Here is a 13,213-nt window from a genome sequence, read left to right as displayed (position 1 = left end):
CCCTTCCGGTGGCGCGACGGACAACCGTCCGTCGCGCCTTCGGCATATCCGCTTGAGTTCTTCCGCGGCGGGTCGCCGGGCCAACGGCGACCTCCTGAACGGGAGATCGGGGGTGCCACTCATGCGGATCGCACTGCTCACGGAAGGCGGATATCCGTATGCGGCCGGAGAGGCGAGGCTGTGGTGCGACCGGCTCGTGCGCGGGCTCCCGCAGCACGAGTTCGAGCTCTACGCGCTGAGCCGCAGCGCCGGCCAGGAAGAGCGCGGCCGCGTCCCGCTCCCCGACCACGTCACCCGGGTACGGACCGCACCGCTGTGGGCCCCCGCCGACGACGGGCGCACCCACTCCCGGCGCGAGCGGCGCCGCTTCGCCGAAGCCTTCGGGGACCTCGTCCGGGGCGTCTGCGCCGGCCAGGCCGACCCCTTCGCCACCGGGCTCTACGCCCTCGCCGAACTCGCCCGCGAACAGGGCGGGATGTACGCGGCGCTGCGCTCGGAGACGGCCGTGCGCACCGTCGAGTCGGCCTGCCGGGCCCCCGGCGCGGGCCGCGCCGTACGTGCGGCGCAGGTACCCGACCTGCTGGAGTTCGTCGACGAACTGGAGCGCGCGCTGCGCCCGTTGTCCCTCGACTGGTACGAGGACTGCGGCTCCGGACTCGGCACGGCCGACGTCTGCCACGCCGCGGCCGGCGGGGTCGCGGCCATCCCCGGCCTCCTGGCCAAACGCTTCTTCGGAGTCCCGCTGCTGGTCACCGAGTACGGGGTCCAGCTCCGCGCCCACTACCTGGCCGACCCCGACGGCGCCCGGCCCGCGCTGCGCGCCCTCCTCGCCGCCTTCCACACCCGCCTCGCCGGCGAGATCTACGCCCGGGCCGACCTGCTCACCCCCGGCAACGCCCACGCCCGCCGCTGGCAGGAACGCTGCGGCGCACCCCGGGAACGGCTGCGGACCGTGTACCCGGGGATGGAGGCGGACCGATTCGCCGCCGTCGGCGAGGACACGGAATCCGGCGACCCCGACACCCTGGTGTGGGTCGGCAGGATCGAGCCGGCCAAGGACCTCATCGCCCTGCTGCACGCCTTCGCCGAGGTCCGCAAGGCCGCCCCGCGGACCCGGCTGCGGATCTTCGCCACCTCCGTGGCCCCCGGCGCCGTGTCCGTCGACTACCTCGCCGACTGCCGCTCCCTGGCCGCGCAGCTCTTCCCCGACGAGGCCGCCGACGCCCGCACGGTGGGGGAGAGCCCCGTCACCTTCGAGGAGGTCGGCGGTCCCGAGGCCCCCTCCCCGGCCGACGCCTACGCCGCCGGGCGGATCGTGGTGCTGTCCTCGGTGATCGAGGGCTTCCCCATCACCCTCGCCGAAGCCATGTTCTGCGGCCGGGCCACCGTCTCCACCGACGTCGGCGCCGTCTGCGAGGTCATCGGCGGCACCGGACTCGTCGTCCCGCCCCGCAACCCCCGCGCCCTCGCCGACGCCTGCCTCGCGCTGCTGGGGGAACCCGAACGGGCCCAGCGGCTCGGCGCGGCCGCCCGGGCCCGGGCCCTGGAACTGTTCACCGTCGAGCAGAACGTCACCGCCTTCCAGGACATCTACCTCCGGCTCCTGGCCCGCGGCTCCGCACGGCCCGACGGGGAGATCCCCTTCGAGCAGCCCGCCGAAGCCCGGGTCCCGGGGCACTGGACCACCCCCACCTGGGCGGCCCCCGGCTCCACGGCCGGCCCCTCCGGGATCACGGAGGCCGCCGTATGACCGCCCTCGACCCCGGCCCCGTCACGGGCGCCGCACCCGGCCCCGCCCCAGCGCCCGGCCCCGCCGCCGCCCCTGCCCCCGCCGAGGAGGCCGGGCCGTCCCCGCGGACGGACCCCGCCGGCTCCGCCCCGCAGGCCCCCCGCCGGCGGACCGCCGGCGGTGACCCCGTCAAAACCCTGCTGCACCGGCACCGGGAGCTCTGCGAACGCGCCGTCGACCCGCTGGAGATCGCCGCCGGGCTCGAAGCGCACGGCATCACCGACCGCACCGCCGCCCGGTTCCGGCACCGCGACGTCTTCTCCCTCGCGGAAGAGCTGTACGCCCGCACCCCGCGCGACGACGACCGCCCCGCCCCGCCCGCCCGGATGCCGGCCGGCCCCCGCGCGCTGCGCGGCTTCGGGTACTCCCTGCTGCCCGGGGCCCTCGCGGTCGGCGCGGCCGCCGCCGGGACGCCGTGGGCGGGACCCCTCGCGGCGCTCGTCACCGCCGGGGCCCTCGTGTGGCCCGGGCGCAGCGCCGGCGGACGGTTCCCCTACGCCGCCCACCTGCTCGCGGCCGCCGCCGTCGGCTGGGCCGCGCACCTGCACGGACCGGCCCTCGGCGCCGGCCTCGCCCTGGCCGTCGCCCCCGGGTACCTGGCCGGAGTCCTCTTCGCCGCCCGGGCCCGGCGCCGGCTCGCCGCGAGCCGGGCCCTGGAGGACTTCGCCGACGGGGCGCGGCCCCTGCTCGCCGGGACCCTCCTGCTGTTCACCGCGGCCGCCACGGGGGCGGCCGCGGTGACCGGAGCCCCCCTCGCGCAGGCCGTGCCGCTCGCGGTGCTGCTGTTCCTGGCCCGCCTGCTGCTCGGCCACGGCGCCCACCGCGCGCCCGTGGCCGCGGCCCTGGTCCTCGCCCTGGTCCCGTCCCCGGCGGTGGTGTCCGCCGCCGCCGCGGGACTCCTCGTACACGCCTTCCTCGCGCTGTCCCGTGCCTCGGCACACGCGCGTCCCTGAGCCTTCGGAACCGACGCCGGAGCGCCGTACCCCGATACCGACCCCACCAGCCAAGGAGAAACAGGATGACCGGCCAGCCAAACAACCAAGGGGCGGCGCGATGAGGGTGCTGCTGATCGGAGCCAACGGTTACCTCGGACGCTACGTCGCGGACCGGCTGCTCGCCGACCCCGCCGTCCAGCTCACCGCGCTCGGCCGCGGCGACGACGCCGACGTCCGCTTCGACCTCGCCACGGGCAGCCCCGGCGCGCTCACCCGCTTCCTCGACGCCGTCCACCCGGGCGTCGTCATCAACTGCGCGGGCGCCACCCGCGGCGGCGCCCGCGAACTCACCCGGCACAACACCGTCGCCGTCGCCACCATCTGCGAGTCGCTGCGCCGCAGCGGCTGCGGGGCCCGGCTCGTCCAGCTCGGCTGCGCCGCCGAGTACGGGCCCAGCCAGCCCGGCTCGTCCACGGCCGAGGACGCCGTCCCGAGACCCGGCGGACCGTACGGCGTCAGCAAGCTCGCCGCCACCGAACTCGTCCTCGGATCGGGTCTGGACGCCGTCGTCCTGCGGATCTTCTCGCCCGTCGGCCCCGGCACCCCCGCCGGCTCCCCGCTCGGCCGGCTCGCCGAGGCCATGCGGCGCGCCATGCAGTCGGGGGACGGCGAGCTCAAGCTGAGCGGCCTCGGCGTGCAGCGGGACTTCGTGGACGTACGGGACGTCGCCCGGGCGGTGCACGCCGCCTCCCTCTCCGCCGCCCAGGGCGTCGTCAACATCGGCACCGGCCGCGCGGTCCGGCTGCGCGACGCGGCGGCCGTCCTCGCCCGGGTCGCCGGGTACGGGGGCGCCCTGCACGAGCTCGACCTGCCCCAGCAGCACGCGCACCCCGGCCGGCCGCCGGGCCTGGCCGCCATCGGCTCGCCCCGCTCCGAGGCGACCCCCGAGCAGCTCGCCGGCAGCGCCCCGCAGCCCTACCCCTACCCGGACGGCTGCGGCGCCTGGCAGCAGGCCGACGTCCGCACCGCCCGCGACCGGCTCGGCTGGCGGCCCCGGATCAACCTGGAGGAATCCCTCGCGGACATCTGGATGGAGGCGGCGTGCCGCATCTGACCACGCCGCCGGGAACCCCGGCGGACGCCGCGACCGGGGCCGGCCGCCTCGGTCTCGGCGCCCCCGGCTACGCACATCCCCTGCTCGCCCCCGTCGAATGGGCCGAGCTGACCCGCCCCGGGACCCCCCTGCACTGGGCCGTCCTCAACGTCACCGACGGCCCGGGCGGCCGGCCCGACCCGCACTGCTCCGAGGCCTCCGCGAAGCTGCGCGGTCCGGGCGGCGACGGCCCCCGGCTCCTCGGACATCTCGCCCTGCGGGACGGAAGCCGGTCGTTCGGGGAGCTGGTCTCCGACGCCCACCGCTTCCGCGACTGGTACGGGGTCGGCGGCTTCTACCTCGCCGACGCCCCCGCCGACCGGTCGGAACTCGCCTCCGTGCGCCGGGTCGTGGAGACCCTGCGGGGGCTGGGCGAGGACCTGCGGATCGTCCTCGGGCACGGCACCCACCCCTGCGAGGGCTACGCCGAGGCCGCCGACCAGCTGGTCACCTTCTCCGGGGCCTGGGCGGACTACCGCTGGTCGCAGGTCGCGGAGTGGACGGCCGAGTACCCGCCGGAGCGGTTCTGCCACCTCGTCCACGGCGTGCCCCGCACCCACCTGGAGGAGGCCGTCCGGATCGCCCGCTGGCAGGGTGCCAGGACCATCTGGTTCACGGACCGGCGGGGTGCCGGGGACCGGGACCCCTGGGCCTCGATGCCCGGGTACTGGGACGAAATCGTCTCGCGGATCGGACCGGGTGTCTCGGAATGAAGAGGGGCGTGGCAGTGTTACGGGGAGAACAACCGTTGAGACATACCCATCTACGGAGTCCCCGTGTCGCTGCCACCCCTGGTAGAGCCAGCTGCTGAGCTCACCGTTGACGAGGTCCGTCGGTACTCCCGCCACCTGATCATCCCGGATGTCGGGATGGACGGCCAGAAGCGCCTGAAGAACGCCAAGGTGCTGGCCGTGGGCGCGGGCGGCCTCGGCTCGCCCGCCCTCATGTACCTGGCCGCGGCCGGCGTCGGCACGCTGGGCATCGTGGAGTTCGACGAGGTCGACGAGTCGAACCTGCAGCGCCAGATCATCCACAGCCAGGCAGACATCGGCCGTTCCAAGGCCGAGTCGGCGCGCGACAGCGTGCTGGGCATCAACCCGTACGTCAACGTGGTCCTTCACGAAGAGCGGCTCGAAGCCGAGAACGTGATGGAGATCTTCAGCCAGTACGACCTCATCGTCGACGGCACGGACAACTTCGCCACCCGTTACCTGGTCAACGACGCCTGCGTGCTGCTGAACAAGCCGTACGTGTGGGGTTCGATCTACCGCTTCGACGGCCAGGCCTCGGTCTTCTGGTCCGAGCACGGACCCTGCTACCGCTGCCTCTACCCGGAGCCCCCGCCGCCGGGCATGGTCCCGAGCTGCGCCGAGGGCGGCGTGCTGGGCGTGCTGTGCGCGTCCATCGGGTCCATCCAGGTCACCGAGGCCATCAAGGTCCTCACGGGCGTGGGCGAGCCGCTGGTCGGCCGCCTGATGATCTACGACGCCCTGGAGATGCAGTACCGCCAGGTCAAGGTCCGCAAGGACCCCGACTGCGCGGTCTGCGGTCCGAACGCGACCGTCAAGGAGCTCATCGACTACGAGGCCTTCTGCGGCGTCGTGTCGGAGGAGGCCCAGGAGGCCGCCGCGGGTTCGACGATCACTCCCAAGCAGCTCAAGGAGTGGATCGACAACGACGAGCCGATCGAGATCATCGACGTCCGCGAGATCAACGAGTACGAGATCGTCTCGATCCCCGGCGCGAAGCTGATCCCCAAGGGCGAGTTCCTGATGGGCGCGGCCCTCCAGGACCTGCCGCAGGACAAGCGCATCGTCTTGCACTGCAAGACGGGTGTCCGCAGTGCGGAAGTCCTGGCCGTCCTGAAGTCCGCGGGCTTCGCGGACGCCGTCCACGTCGGCGGCGGCGTCATCGGCTGGGTCCACCAGATCGAGCCCGAGAAGCCGGTCTACTAGAACGCGCCGGAGGGGCCGTACCGCGCCCGCGGTACGGCCCCTCCGGCGCGTTTCAGGCGCTCTGCGACGCCGGGGCCTGCGGTGTGACGGGCGTCCCCGTGGCGTCCGGGACCGCGGTGCAGACGGAGCCGGCGGCCGGCACCTTCCCGTCCAGCAGGTAGCCGTTCACCGCCTTCTGCACGCAGGGGTCGCCGCTGTTGTACGCGCCGTGCCCCTCGCCCTTGTACGTCAGCTCCACGCCCACGCCCTCGCCGAGCCGCTCGGCCATCTTGCGGGCCCCCTCGTACGGGGTCGCCGGGTCGCCGGTGTTGCCGATCACCAGGATCGGGTCCGCGCCGGGGGCGGACACGTCCGGGGTGTCCCAGGCGCCCGCCACGGGCCAGTCGGTGCAGCTCAGCATGGCCCAGCCGAGGAAGTCCCCGAAGACGGGCGACGCCGCCCGGAACGCCGGGAGCTTGGCCTTGGCCTGCTCCAGCGTGACGCGCTCCTTGGAGTCCGCGCAGTTGATGGCCGTGTTGGCGGCCCCGATGTTGCTGTAGCGCCCCTGCTGGTCCCGGCCGTTGAGGGCGTCGGAGAGGGCCATCAGCAGCTGGCCCTGCCCGCCTTCCGCCTCGTCCAGGCCCTGCTCCAGCAGCGGCCACAGCTCCTTGGAGTACAGGGCCTGCGCGATGCCGTTGGTCGCGGCCCCGTCGGTGAGCTGCCGGTCGCCGATGCCCGTGATGGGTTGGGCGGCCAGGGACTTCTGGAGCTTGATGATGTTGTCCTCGATCTCCTTCGCGGTGCTGCCCTGGAGGCGGCAGGCGTCACCGCGGTCCACGCAGTCCTGCGCGAAGTTGCCGAGGGCGAGCTGGAAGCCCTTGGCCTGGCCGAGCGAGCCCTCCTCGGAGGTCTTCGTCGGGTCCACGACGGCGTCGAAGACGGCCCGGCCGACGTTCTTCGGGAAGAGGTGGGCGTAGACCCCGCCGAGTTCGGTGCCGTAGGAGATCCCGAAGTAGTTCAGCTTCTCGTCGCCGAGGGCCTGGCGGATCCGGTCGAGGTCGCGGGCGGCGTTCTCCGTGCCGACGTACGGCAGGACCTTGCCCGACTTCGTCCGGCAGGCCTGCTGGTACCCCTTGATGCCGTCGACGTAGGCCTTCTCCTGCTCGGGTGTGCCGGGCGAGGAGTCCTGGGCGTAGTACGCGTCGAGCTGCTTGTCGTCCAGGCAGCGGACCGGGGTGCTGCGGCCCACCCCGCGGGGGTCGAAACTGACCAGGTCGTACCGGTCGCGCAGCGCGTCGTACTCCTTGGCCGCGCCGGGGAGGGTGGTGATGCCCGAGCCGCCCGGGCCGCCGAAGTTGAAGACGAGCGAGCCGATCCGGTTCTTCTTGTCGCGGGCCTTGGCGCGGATCAGGGCGAGGGGGATCGTCTCGCCCTCGGGCTTCGCGTAGTCCAGGGGCACGTCGAGGGTGGCGCACTGCCAGTCCTTGCCGGGCGTCTGCCCCCCGCCCTCCAGGGCGGTGGGGGCCTCGCACTCGCCCCACTCCAGGGGTTTCGCACCGGCGGCGTCGGCCTCCGGTTTCTCCCCGTCGCCGCCGCCGGAACAGGCGGCCGTGGTGAGCAGCGCGGTGGCGAGGGCGGCGGCAGCGGCGGTCCGCAGGGCGTTTCTCGGCATGTTCCCCATCCTGCGCGGGGCGTGGCGGCTCCGCCCGCGCCGTGGGCCGTTCGGGTGCCCGCGGGCCCGCCCCGCCGGGGGCGGGGTCAGGCCGCCAGGATCTCCTTCGCGGCGCTGCGGCCGGTCGCCACGCAGGCGGCGACGCCCACCCCCTCGTAGGCCGCGCCGCACACGGCGAGGCCGGGGAGCTTCCCGACCGCCCCGCGGATCCGGTTCACCCGCTCGCGGTGGCCGACGCCGTACTGCGGCAGGCCCCGGTCCCAGCGGGTCACGCGGGCGGCCAGGGGCTCGCCCATGGGGCCCACCGCGTGGTGGAGTTCGGCGATCGCGGTGCGCACCAGGTGGCGGTCGGGCCGGTCCAGGAGCTCTTCCTCGCCGATCCGGCCGATGGACGCGCGGAGCACGAACACCGAGGGCGCCGCGTCGTGCAGCCAGGCCCATTTGTTGGAGAGGAACGAGGCGGCCTTGAGGGCGTGGCCGTCCACCGGCGGGACGAGGAACCCGTTGCCCTCCGGCAGGAAGTGGGCCCGGGTGCGGGAGAAGGCCATGGTGACGACGGCGGTCGAGGCGTGCGGGATGGCCGCGAGCTCCTCCTCGGCGAGGGGGGAGTGGGGCCGCAGCAGCTCGGCCGCGGCGAAGGCCGGGAGCGCCAGGATCACGGCGTCGGCGTCCATCGTGAGGGGGCCGTCGGCGGTCATCGCCAGCACCCGCCAGCCGCCGTCCGGCAGGCGGTGGAGGGAGCGTGCCGTCGTCCCGGTCAGGATGCGCGCACCGCACGCCCGGGCCACGGCCTGCGGGAAGCGGCCGGTGCCGCCGGCCACGCCCTGGACGGCCACCGCGGCCGGGCGGGGGGCGCCCGCGGCCTTCATGCGGCGCAGGGCGGGCAGCAGCGGGGTGCCCTGTTCGGCGAGGGCGGCGATCCGGGGCATCGCCGCGCGCAGCGAGAGCCGGTCGGCGCGGCCGGCGTAGACCCCGCCCAGGAGGGGTTCGACCAGCCGGTCGACGGCCTCCCGGCCGAGGCGGGCGCCCAGGTAGGCGCCGACGGAGCAGTCGCCGGTGAGCGGGGAGGCGGGGAGGGTCTCCTCCCGGCCGGCCCGCAGGACGCCCTCCGGCGAGAGCAGTCCGGTGCCGGCCAGGGCGGCCGGGTCGGTGGGGATGCCCATGACGTGCCCGGCCGGCAGGGGGCGCAGGGCGCCGTGGGTCCAGACGGTGGTGGGGGCCTGTTCCGGGTCGCGGAGGGCGTTGCCGAGTCCGACGGCGGCGGCCAGTTCCACGGCTTCCGGGCGCAGGGCCATCAGGGATTCCGCGCCCTCGTCGACGGTGATGCCGGCGATGGTGCCGGTGCGGAGTTTGCCGCCGACCTTGGCCTGGCCCTCCAGCAGGGTGACGTCCGCGTGGCCGCGCAGCTGCCAGGCGGCCGCCAGACCGCTGATGCCGCCACCGACGACGATCACTGAACGCATTGTCTTCTCCTGTGACCGTGGTCCTGCGACCGTGGACGATATGTTCCCTTATGAAACATATGGGAGGGGCGGGGGTCGCCGCTTCGTGCTTTCGGCCAGGGCTTCCACCTCCCGCCGGTACGGGAAGCTGCCGGGCTCGTACGCGCAGTACGGATCCTCCTCCAGCACGTCCCCGGTGGAACCGTACGCCCGCGACCGAGAGCCCCCGCACACCGTCTTGAACTCGCAGGCCCCGCACCTGCCCCGCAGCAGCGACGGATCGCGCAGCGAGGTGAACAGCGCCGACTCCCGGTAGACGGAGGTCAGCGGGCGTTCCTTCACGTTGCCGCCGGACAGCGGCAGGAAACCGCTCGGGTGCACTTCGCCGGTGTGCGAGACGAAGACGAAGCCGCGCCCCGAGGAGACGTCCATCGGGGGCCGGCGCACGGTCCGCCGGGCGCCCTCGAAGAAGCCGAGGCCGGCGGCGCGGGCGCGCAGCCGCCCGTACAGCGGACCGAGGGCGGGGCGCTCGCCGCGCGCGTCGAGGACGGCCCGCTGGAGCGCGACCCGGCGGAAGTGGTGGCCCTCCGTGGTCTTGGTGGCCATCACGGCGCCGCAGTCGTACAGGAAGTGCAGTACGTCCTCGATCTCCGCCGGGGTCGGCGGGTCCAGACCCTCCGCGCGTCCCGTCGGCACCAGCAGGAAGCCCGACCACAGCATCGCGCCCTCGCGCCGCACCAGGGCGGCGATGTCGGCCAGGTCCTCCAGGCTGTCCCGGGAGACCGTGGTGTTGATCTGCACCTTGAGGCCCAGCTCGCGGGCGGTCCGCCAGCCCTCCAGGGTCCAGTCGTACACCCCCGGGACGCCCCGGAAGGCGTCGTGCCGGGCGGCGGTGGACCCGTCCAGGGACAGGGAGAGGGCCACCGCGCCGGCGTCGCGGACGGCTTCGAGGCCGGCCCGGGTCAGGGTGGGGGTGCCGGAGGGGGAGACGGCGACCCTGAGGCCCAGGGAGGTCCCGTACGCGATCAGGTCCGCGAGGTCGGGGCGCTGGAAGGGGTCCCCGCCGGTGATCACGAACAGCGGGCCGGGTTTCCCGAAGGCGGCGGTCTGGTCCATCACCCGGCGGGCGTCCGCCCCGTCGAGTTCCCGCGGGTCCCGGGCCGTCAGCGCCTCGGCCCGGCAGTGCAGGCAGGCCAGCGGGCAGGCCCGGGTGGCCTCCCAGATCACGAGGAAGGGGCGTTCGGCGACCGAGTGCCGGGGCCGGCGCACGACGGCGGGCGGCCGCCCGGCACCGGCCGGGGGCCGCGCCGAGCCGGCGGGAGGCTTCACGACACCCGCTCCCAGCCCCGCCTCTGCGGGCGGTTCGCCAGCTGCTCCGGATCCCGGCGCCGGTAGACGACGTACGGCCGGACCAGGTACTTCAGCGGGGCGGAGAACATGTGCACCAGCCGCGAGTACGGGACGAGCGCGAACAGCGCGAAGCCGAACAGGACGTGCAGCCGGAAGGCGAGCGGGGCGCCCGCCATCAGGTGGTAGTCCGGCCGCAGGGCGAACAGGCTGCGGAACCAGACCGAGACGCCCTCGCGGTAGTTGTAGCCGCCGGTCTGCCCGGTCGAGTTGAGGACCGTGGCCGTCAGCCCGAGGAGCATCGCACCGAGCAGGCAGGCGTACATCACGTGGTCGCCGCGCAGGGTCGCCCGGCGGACGGCCGGCACCGTGAAGCGCCGGTACACCAGGATCCCGACGCCGGCGGCGGCCGCGACGCCCGCGACGGCGCCGGTGGAGACGGCCAGGAGGTGGTAGGCGTGGTCGTCCAGGCCCACCGCGTCGGTCCAGCCCATCGGGATCAGCAGGCCCACGACGTGGCCCACGACCACGAAGAGCATGCCGAAGTGGAAGAGCGGGGAGCCGATCCGCAGCAGCCGCGACTCGTGGACCTGCGAGGAGTGCGTGGTCCAGCCGAACTGGTCGAAGCGGGCCCGCCAGAGCGTGCCGGCGACGAGCAGGGCGATCGAGACGTACGGCAGTACGCCCCACAGGAGGAGGTCCATCAGGCCGTCTGCCTTTCGGTGGTGGGCCAGGGGAGGTCGGCGGTCCGGCCGGACGGGAAGCCGGCCGTGAGCGCCGCCGGGAAGTCCGCCGGGAGGTCCTGCGGCGGGTCGATGCCCGGGCCGAAGGGTTCGAGGGCCGAGCCCGCGCCCACCAGTTCCTGCGGGGGACCGTTCCTCGCGAGCGCCTTCGCCTCCGCGCGGCTGCGCGGCGAGGGCCCGGGCAGGGTGGCGCAGACGGCCTCCAGCACCCGGGCGTACGGGGACCCGGACTCGGCGAGCGCGAGCCGCAGCAGTTCCAGCCCGGCCCGGTGCTCCTGGAGCAGCTCGGTACCGGCCTCCTCCCGGAGCGCGGCGAACTCCAGGGCCACCGGCAGGAAGTCGGGCAGTTCCTCGCCCGCGTACTCCAGCCCGAAGTCCCGGTAGATCCGCTTCAGCCGGACGAGGGAGAGCCCGCGCCGGCGCGTGTCGCCGTCGGTCCACCAGGTGAGGTAGAGGCAGCGCCGGTTGCGGGTGTCGAAGGTGTCGGAGTACCGCGCGCACAGCTCGACGGGGCCGAGCTCCTCGGCGCCGTCGAGGAACGCGCCGAGCAGTCCGGCCGGTCCGTCCGGCGCCCCGGCGAGGGCCGCGCGCAGGCGGGGGAGTTCGTCGTGGAAGCGGTCGCCGGGGTATTGCAGCGCGCAGCCGGCCACGAGCCGCACCAGGCCGTCGGGTGTCACGAACTCCTCCTGGTGGGGCTGAGGTTGAGCATCACGCGGGGTTCGGGTTCCCCGCCGACCGGGCAGGCGGCGTCCAGCGGGTGGGTCCCGGCGAGGGCGTCGGCCTCGGCGCGGGCGGCCGTCGGGACCACGAACCGGTCCTCGATCTTGGCGATGGCCAGCAGCCGGAACATGTCCTCCATCTCGGGGCCGGTCAGGCCGACCGCTCCGGCGATCGACTCGTCCCTCGGCTCGCCGAGGTTGATCCTGCGCATGTAGGCGCGCATCGCCGCCATCCGGCGCAGCACGGCCTCGACGGCGTAGGTGTCGCCCGCCGTGAGGATCGCGGCCAGGTACTCGACGGGGATGCGCAGCGCGTCGATCGCCCCGAAGAGGTTGCCGGCGTCCTCGCCGTCGCTGCCGGTGGCGGCGACCGCCTCGACGACGGGGGACAGCGGAGGCACGTACCAGACCATCGGCATGGTCCGGTACTCCGGGTGCAGCGGCAGGGCGACCTGGTAGGTGGCGATCAGGTCGTAGACGGGGGAGTTCCGGGCCGCCTCCAGCCACTCCTCGGTGATGCCGGCGGCGCGGGCGGCGGCGGCCACGGCCGGGTCGTGCGGATCGAGGAAGCACTCCACCTGGGAGGGGTACAGGTCGTGCTCGTCCTCGACGGCCGCGGCCCCGGCGACCTTGTCGGCGTCGTAGAGCATCACGCCGAGGTAGCGCATCCGGCCCACGCAGGTCTCGGAGCACACCGTCGGCATGCCGACCTCGATGCGCGGGAAGCAGAAGGTGCACTTCTCAGCCTTGCCGGTGCGGTGGTTGAAGTACACCTTCTTGTACGGGCAGCCCGTCACGCACATGCGCCAGCCGCGGCACCCGTCCTGGTCGACGAGGACGATGCCGTCCTCCTCGCGCTTGTACATCGCACCGGACGGGCAGGACGAGACGCACGCCGGGTTCAGGCAGTGCTCGCAGATCCGGGGGAGGTAGAACATGAAGCTCTGCTCGAACTCGAAGCGGATCTTCTCGCCCACCTCGTCGCGGATCTTCTCCACGATCGGGTCCCTCGGGGCGTGCGCGGGGGCGCCGCCGAGGTTGTCGTCCCAGTTCGGACCCCATTCGACCTTGTCGACGGGCTCGCCGGTGATCTGCGAGACGGGCCGGGCGGTGGGCAGGTCGTCGCCCGCCGGGGCCTCGGTGAGGTTCTTGTACTCGTAGGTCCACGGCTGGTAGTAGTCGTCGATCTCCGGCAGGTGGGGGTTGGCGAAGATGCCGCCGAGCTTCTTCAGCCGGCCGCCCGCCTTCAGCCGCAGCCGGCCGGAACGGGTGCGCTCCCAGCCGCCCTTCCACTTCTCCTGGTCCTCCCAGCGGCGCGGGTAACCCTGGCCGGGGAGGGTCTCCACGCTGTTGAACCAGACGTACTCGGTGCCCTGCCGGTTGGTCCACGCCTGCTTGCAGGTGACCGAACAGGTGTGGCATCCGATGCACTTGTCGAGGTTCATGACCATCGCGACCTGTGCCATCACGCGCATGGGA

11 protein-coding genes are annotated in these 13,213 nt (G+C 74.2%); 5 read left to right on the top strand and 6 right to left on the bottom strand.

Going from position 1 to position 13,213, the window contains the following annotated elements:
* The first annotated feature begins 121 nt into the window (after positions 1 to 121).
* The 5 genes from ABZZ17_RS11595 to moeZ all read left to right on the top strand — a co-directional run bounded on the left by ABZZ17_RS11595 (position 122) and on the right by moeZ (position 5,832).
* The gene (locus ABZZ17_RS11595; RefSeq protein ID WP_356874573.1) at positions 122 to 1,750 is read left to right on the top strand and encodes a DUF3492 domain-containing protein; all 1,629 of its coding nucleotides are present in this window, start codon (positions 122 to 124) and stop codon (positions 1,748 to 1,750) included.
* Positions 1,747 to 2,742, top strand: coding sequence for a hypothetical protein (locus ABZZ17_RS11590; protein WP_356874571.1), 996 nt, complete (start codon positions 1,747 to 1,749; stop codon positions 2,740 to 2,742). Before ABZZ17_RS11595 ends, ABZZ17_RS11590 begins: the two co-directional genes overlap by 4 nt.
* Positions 2,743 to 2,842: 100 nt before the next feature.
* Positions 2,843 to 3,838: an NAD-dependent epimerase/dehydratase gene (locus ABZZ17_RS11585; protein WP_356874569.1), complete on the top strand. Its 996-nt coding sequence runs from the start codon at positions 2,843 to 2,845 to the stop codon at positions 3,836 to 3,838.
* Positions 3,826 to 4,590, top strand: a complete 765-nt coding sequence (locus ABZZ17_RS11580) for a spherulation-specific family 4 protein (protein ID WP_356874567.1) — start codon at positions 3,826 to 3,828, stop codon at positions 4,588 to 4,590. The genes ABZZ17_RS11585 and ABZZ17_RS11580 overlap by 13 nt, the downstream gene beginning before the upstream one ends.
* Before the next feature lie 63 nt (positions 4,591 to 4,653).
* The gene (gene moeZ, locus ABZZ17_RS11575; protein WP_356874566.1) at positions 4,654 to 5,832 is read left to right on the top strand and encodes an adenylyltransferase/sulfurtransferase MoeZ; all 1,179 of its coding nucleotides are present in this window, start codon (positions 4,654 to 4,656) and stop codon (positions 5,830 to 5,832) included.
* Between the two features lie 52 nt (positions 5,833 to 5,884).
* Here the strand turns inward: moeZ and ABZZ17_RS11570 are convergent, their stop codons facing one another.
* From ABZZ17_RS11570 to narH, 6 genes are all read right to left on the bottom strand, one after another.
* A complete protein-coding gene (locus ABZZ17_RS11570; RefSeq protein WP_356874565.1) occupies positions 5,885 to 7,483 on the bottom strand; it encodes an alpha/beta hydrolase in 1,599 nt (532 codons plus the stop codon).
* Between the two features lie 86 nt (positions 7,484 to 7,569).
* Complete coding sequence (gene hemG, locus ABZZ17_RS11565) at positions 7,570 to 8,946, bottom strand: protoporphyrinogen oxidase (RefSeq protein ID WP_356874563.1); 1,377 nt, start codon at positions 8,944 to 8,946, stop codon at positions 7,570 to 7,572.
* 48 nt (positions 8,947 to 8,994) lie between these two features.
* A complete protein-coding gene (locus ABZZ17_RS11560; protein WP_356874561.1) occupies positions 8,995 to 10,254 on the bottom strand; it encodes a TIGR04053 family radical SAM/SPASM domain-containing protein in 1,260 nt (419 codons plus the stop codon).
* Positions 10,251 to 10,976: a respiratory nitrate reductase subunit gamma gene (gene narI, locus ABZZ17_RS11555; protein WP_356874559.1), complete on the bottom strand. Its 726-nt coding sequence runs from the start codon at positions 10,974 to 10,976 to the stop codon at positions 10,251 to 10,253. Before narI ends, ABZZ17_RS11560 begins: the two co-directional genes overlap by 4 nt.
* Positions 10,976 to 11,692 (bottom strand): nitrate reductase molybdenum cofactor assembly chaperone, encoded by a 717-nt coding sequence (gene narJ, locus ABZZ17_RS11550; protein WP_356874557.1) that lies wholly within the window; start codon positions 11,690 to 11,692, stop codon positions 10,976 to 10,978. The genes narI and narJ overlap by 1 nt, the downstream gene beginning before the upstream one ends.
* A complete protein-coding gene (narH, locus tag ABZZ17_RS11545; protein WP_356874555.1) occupies positions 11,689 to 13,209 on the bottom strand; it encodes a nitrate reductase subunit beta in 1,521 nt (506 codons plus the stop codon). Before narH ends, narJ begins: the two co-directional genes overlap by 4 nt.
* Positions 13,210 to 13,213: the final 4 nt, after the last annotated feature.

It is taken from the genome of Streptomyces sp. NPDC006512 (assembly GCF_040611935.1).
In the GTDB taxonomy this organism is placed as follows: domain Bacteria; phylum Actinomycetota; class Actinomycetes; order Streptomycetales; family Streptomycetaceae; genus Streptomyces.
The sequence above is the reverse complement of the archived record's forward strand: the minus strand, read 5'-3'. Positions and strand labels throughout refer to the sequence as shown.

Excerpts from the sequence above, each read along its gene's own strand:
- narH (WP_356874555.1), bottom strand. The coding sequence starts at position 13,209 with ATGCGCGTGATGGCACAGGTCGCGATGGTCATGAACCTCGACAAGTGC.
- ABZZ17_RS11585 (WP_356874569.1), top strand. The coding sequence starts at position 2,843 with ATGAGGGTGCTGCTGATCGGAGCCAACGGTTACCTCGGACGCTACGTC.
- ABZZ17_RS11595 (WP_356874573.1), top strand. The coding sequence starts at position 122 with ATGCGGATCGCACTGCTCACGGAAGGCGGATATCCGTATGCGGCCGGA.
- ABZZ17_RS11570 (WP_356874565.1), bottom strand. The coding sequence starts at position 7,483 with ATGCCGAGAAACGCCCTGCGGACCGCCGCTGCCGCCGCCCTCGCCACC.
- ABZZ17_RS11590 (WP_356874571.1), top strand. The coding sequence starts at position 1,747 with ATGACCGCCCTCGACCCCGGCCCCGTCACGGGCGCCGCACCCGGCCCC.
- narI (WP_356874559.1), bottom strand. The coding sequence starts at position 10,976 with ATGGACCTCCTCCTGTGGGGCGTACTGCCGTACGTCTCGATCGCCCTG.
- hemG (WP_356874563.1), bottom strand. The coding sequence starts at position 8,946 with ATGCGTTCAGTGATCGTCGTCGGTGGCGGCATCAGCGGTCTGGCGGCC.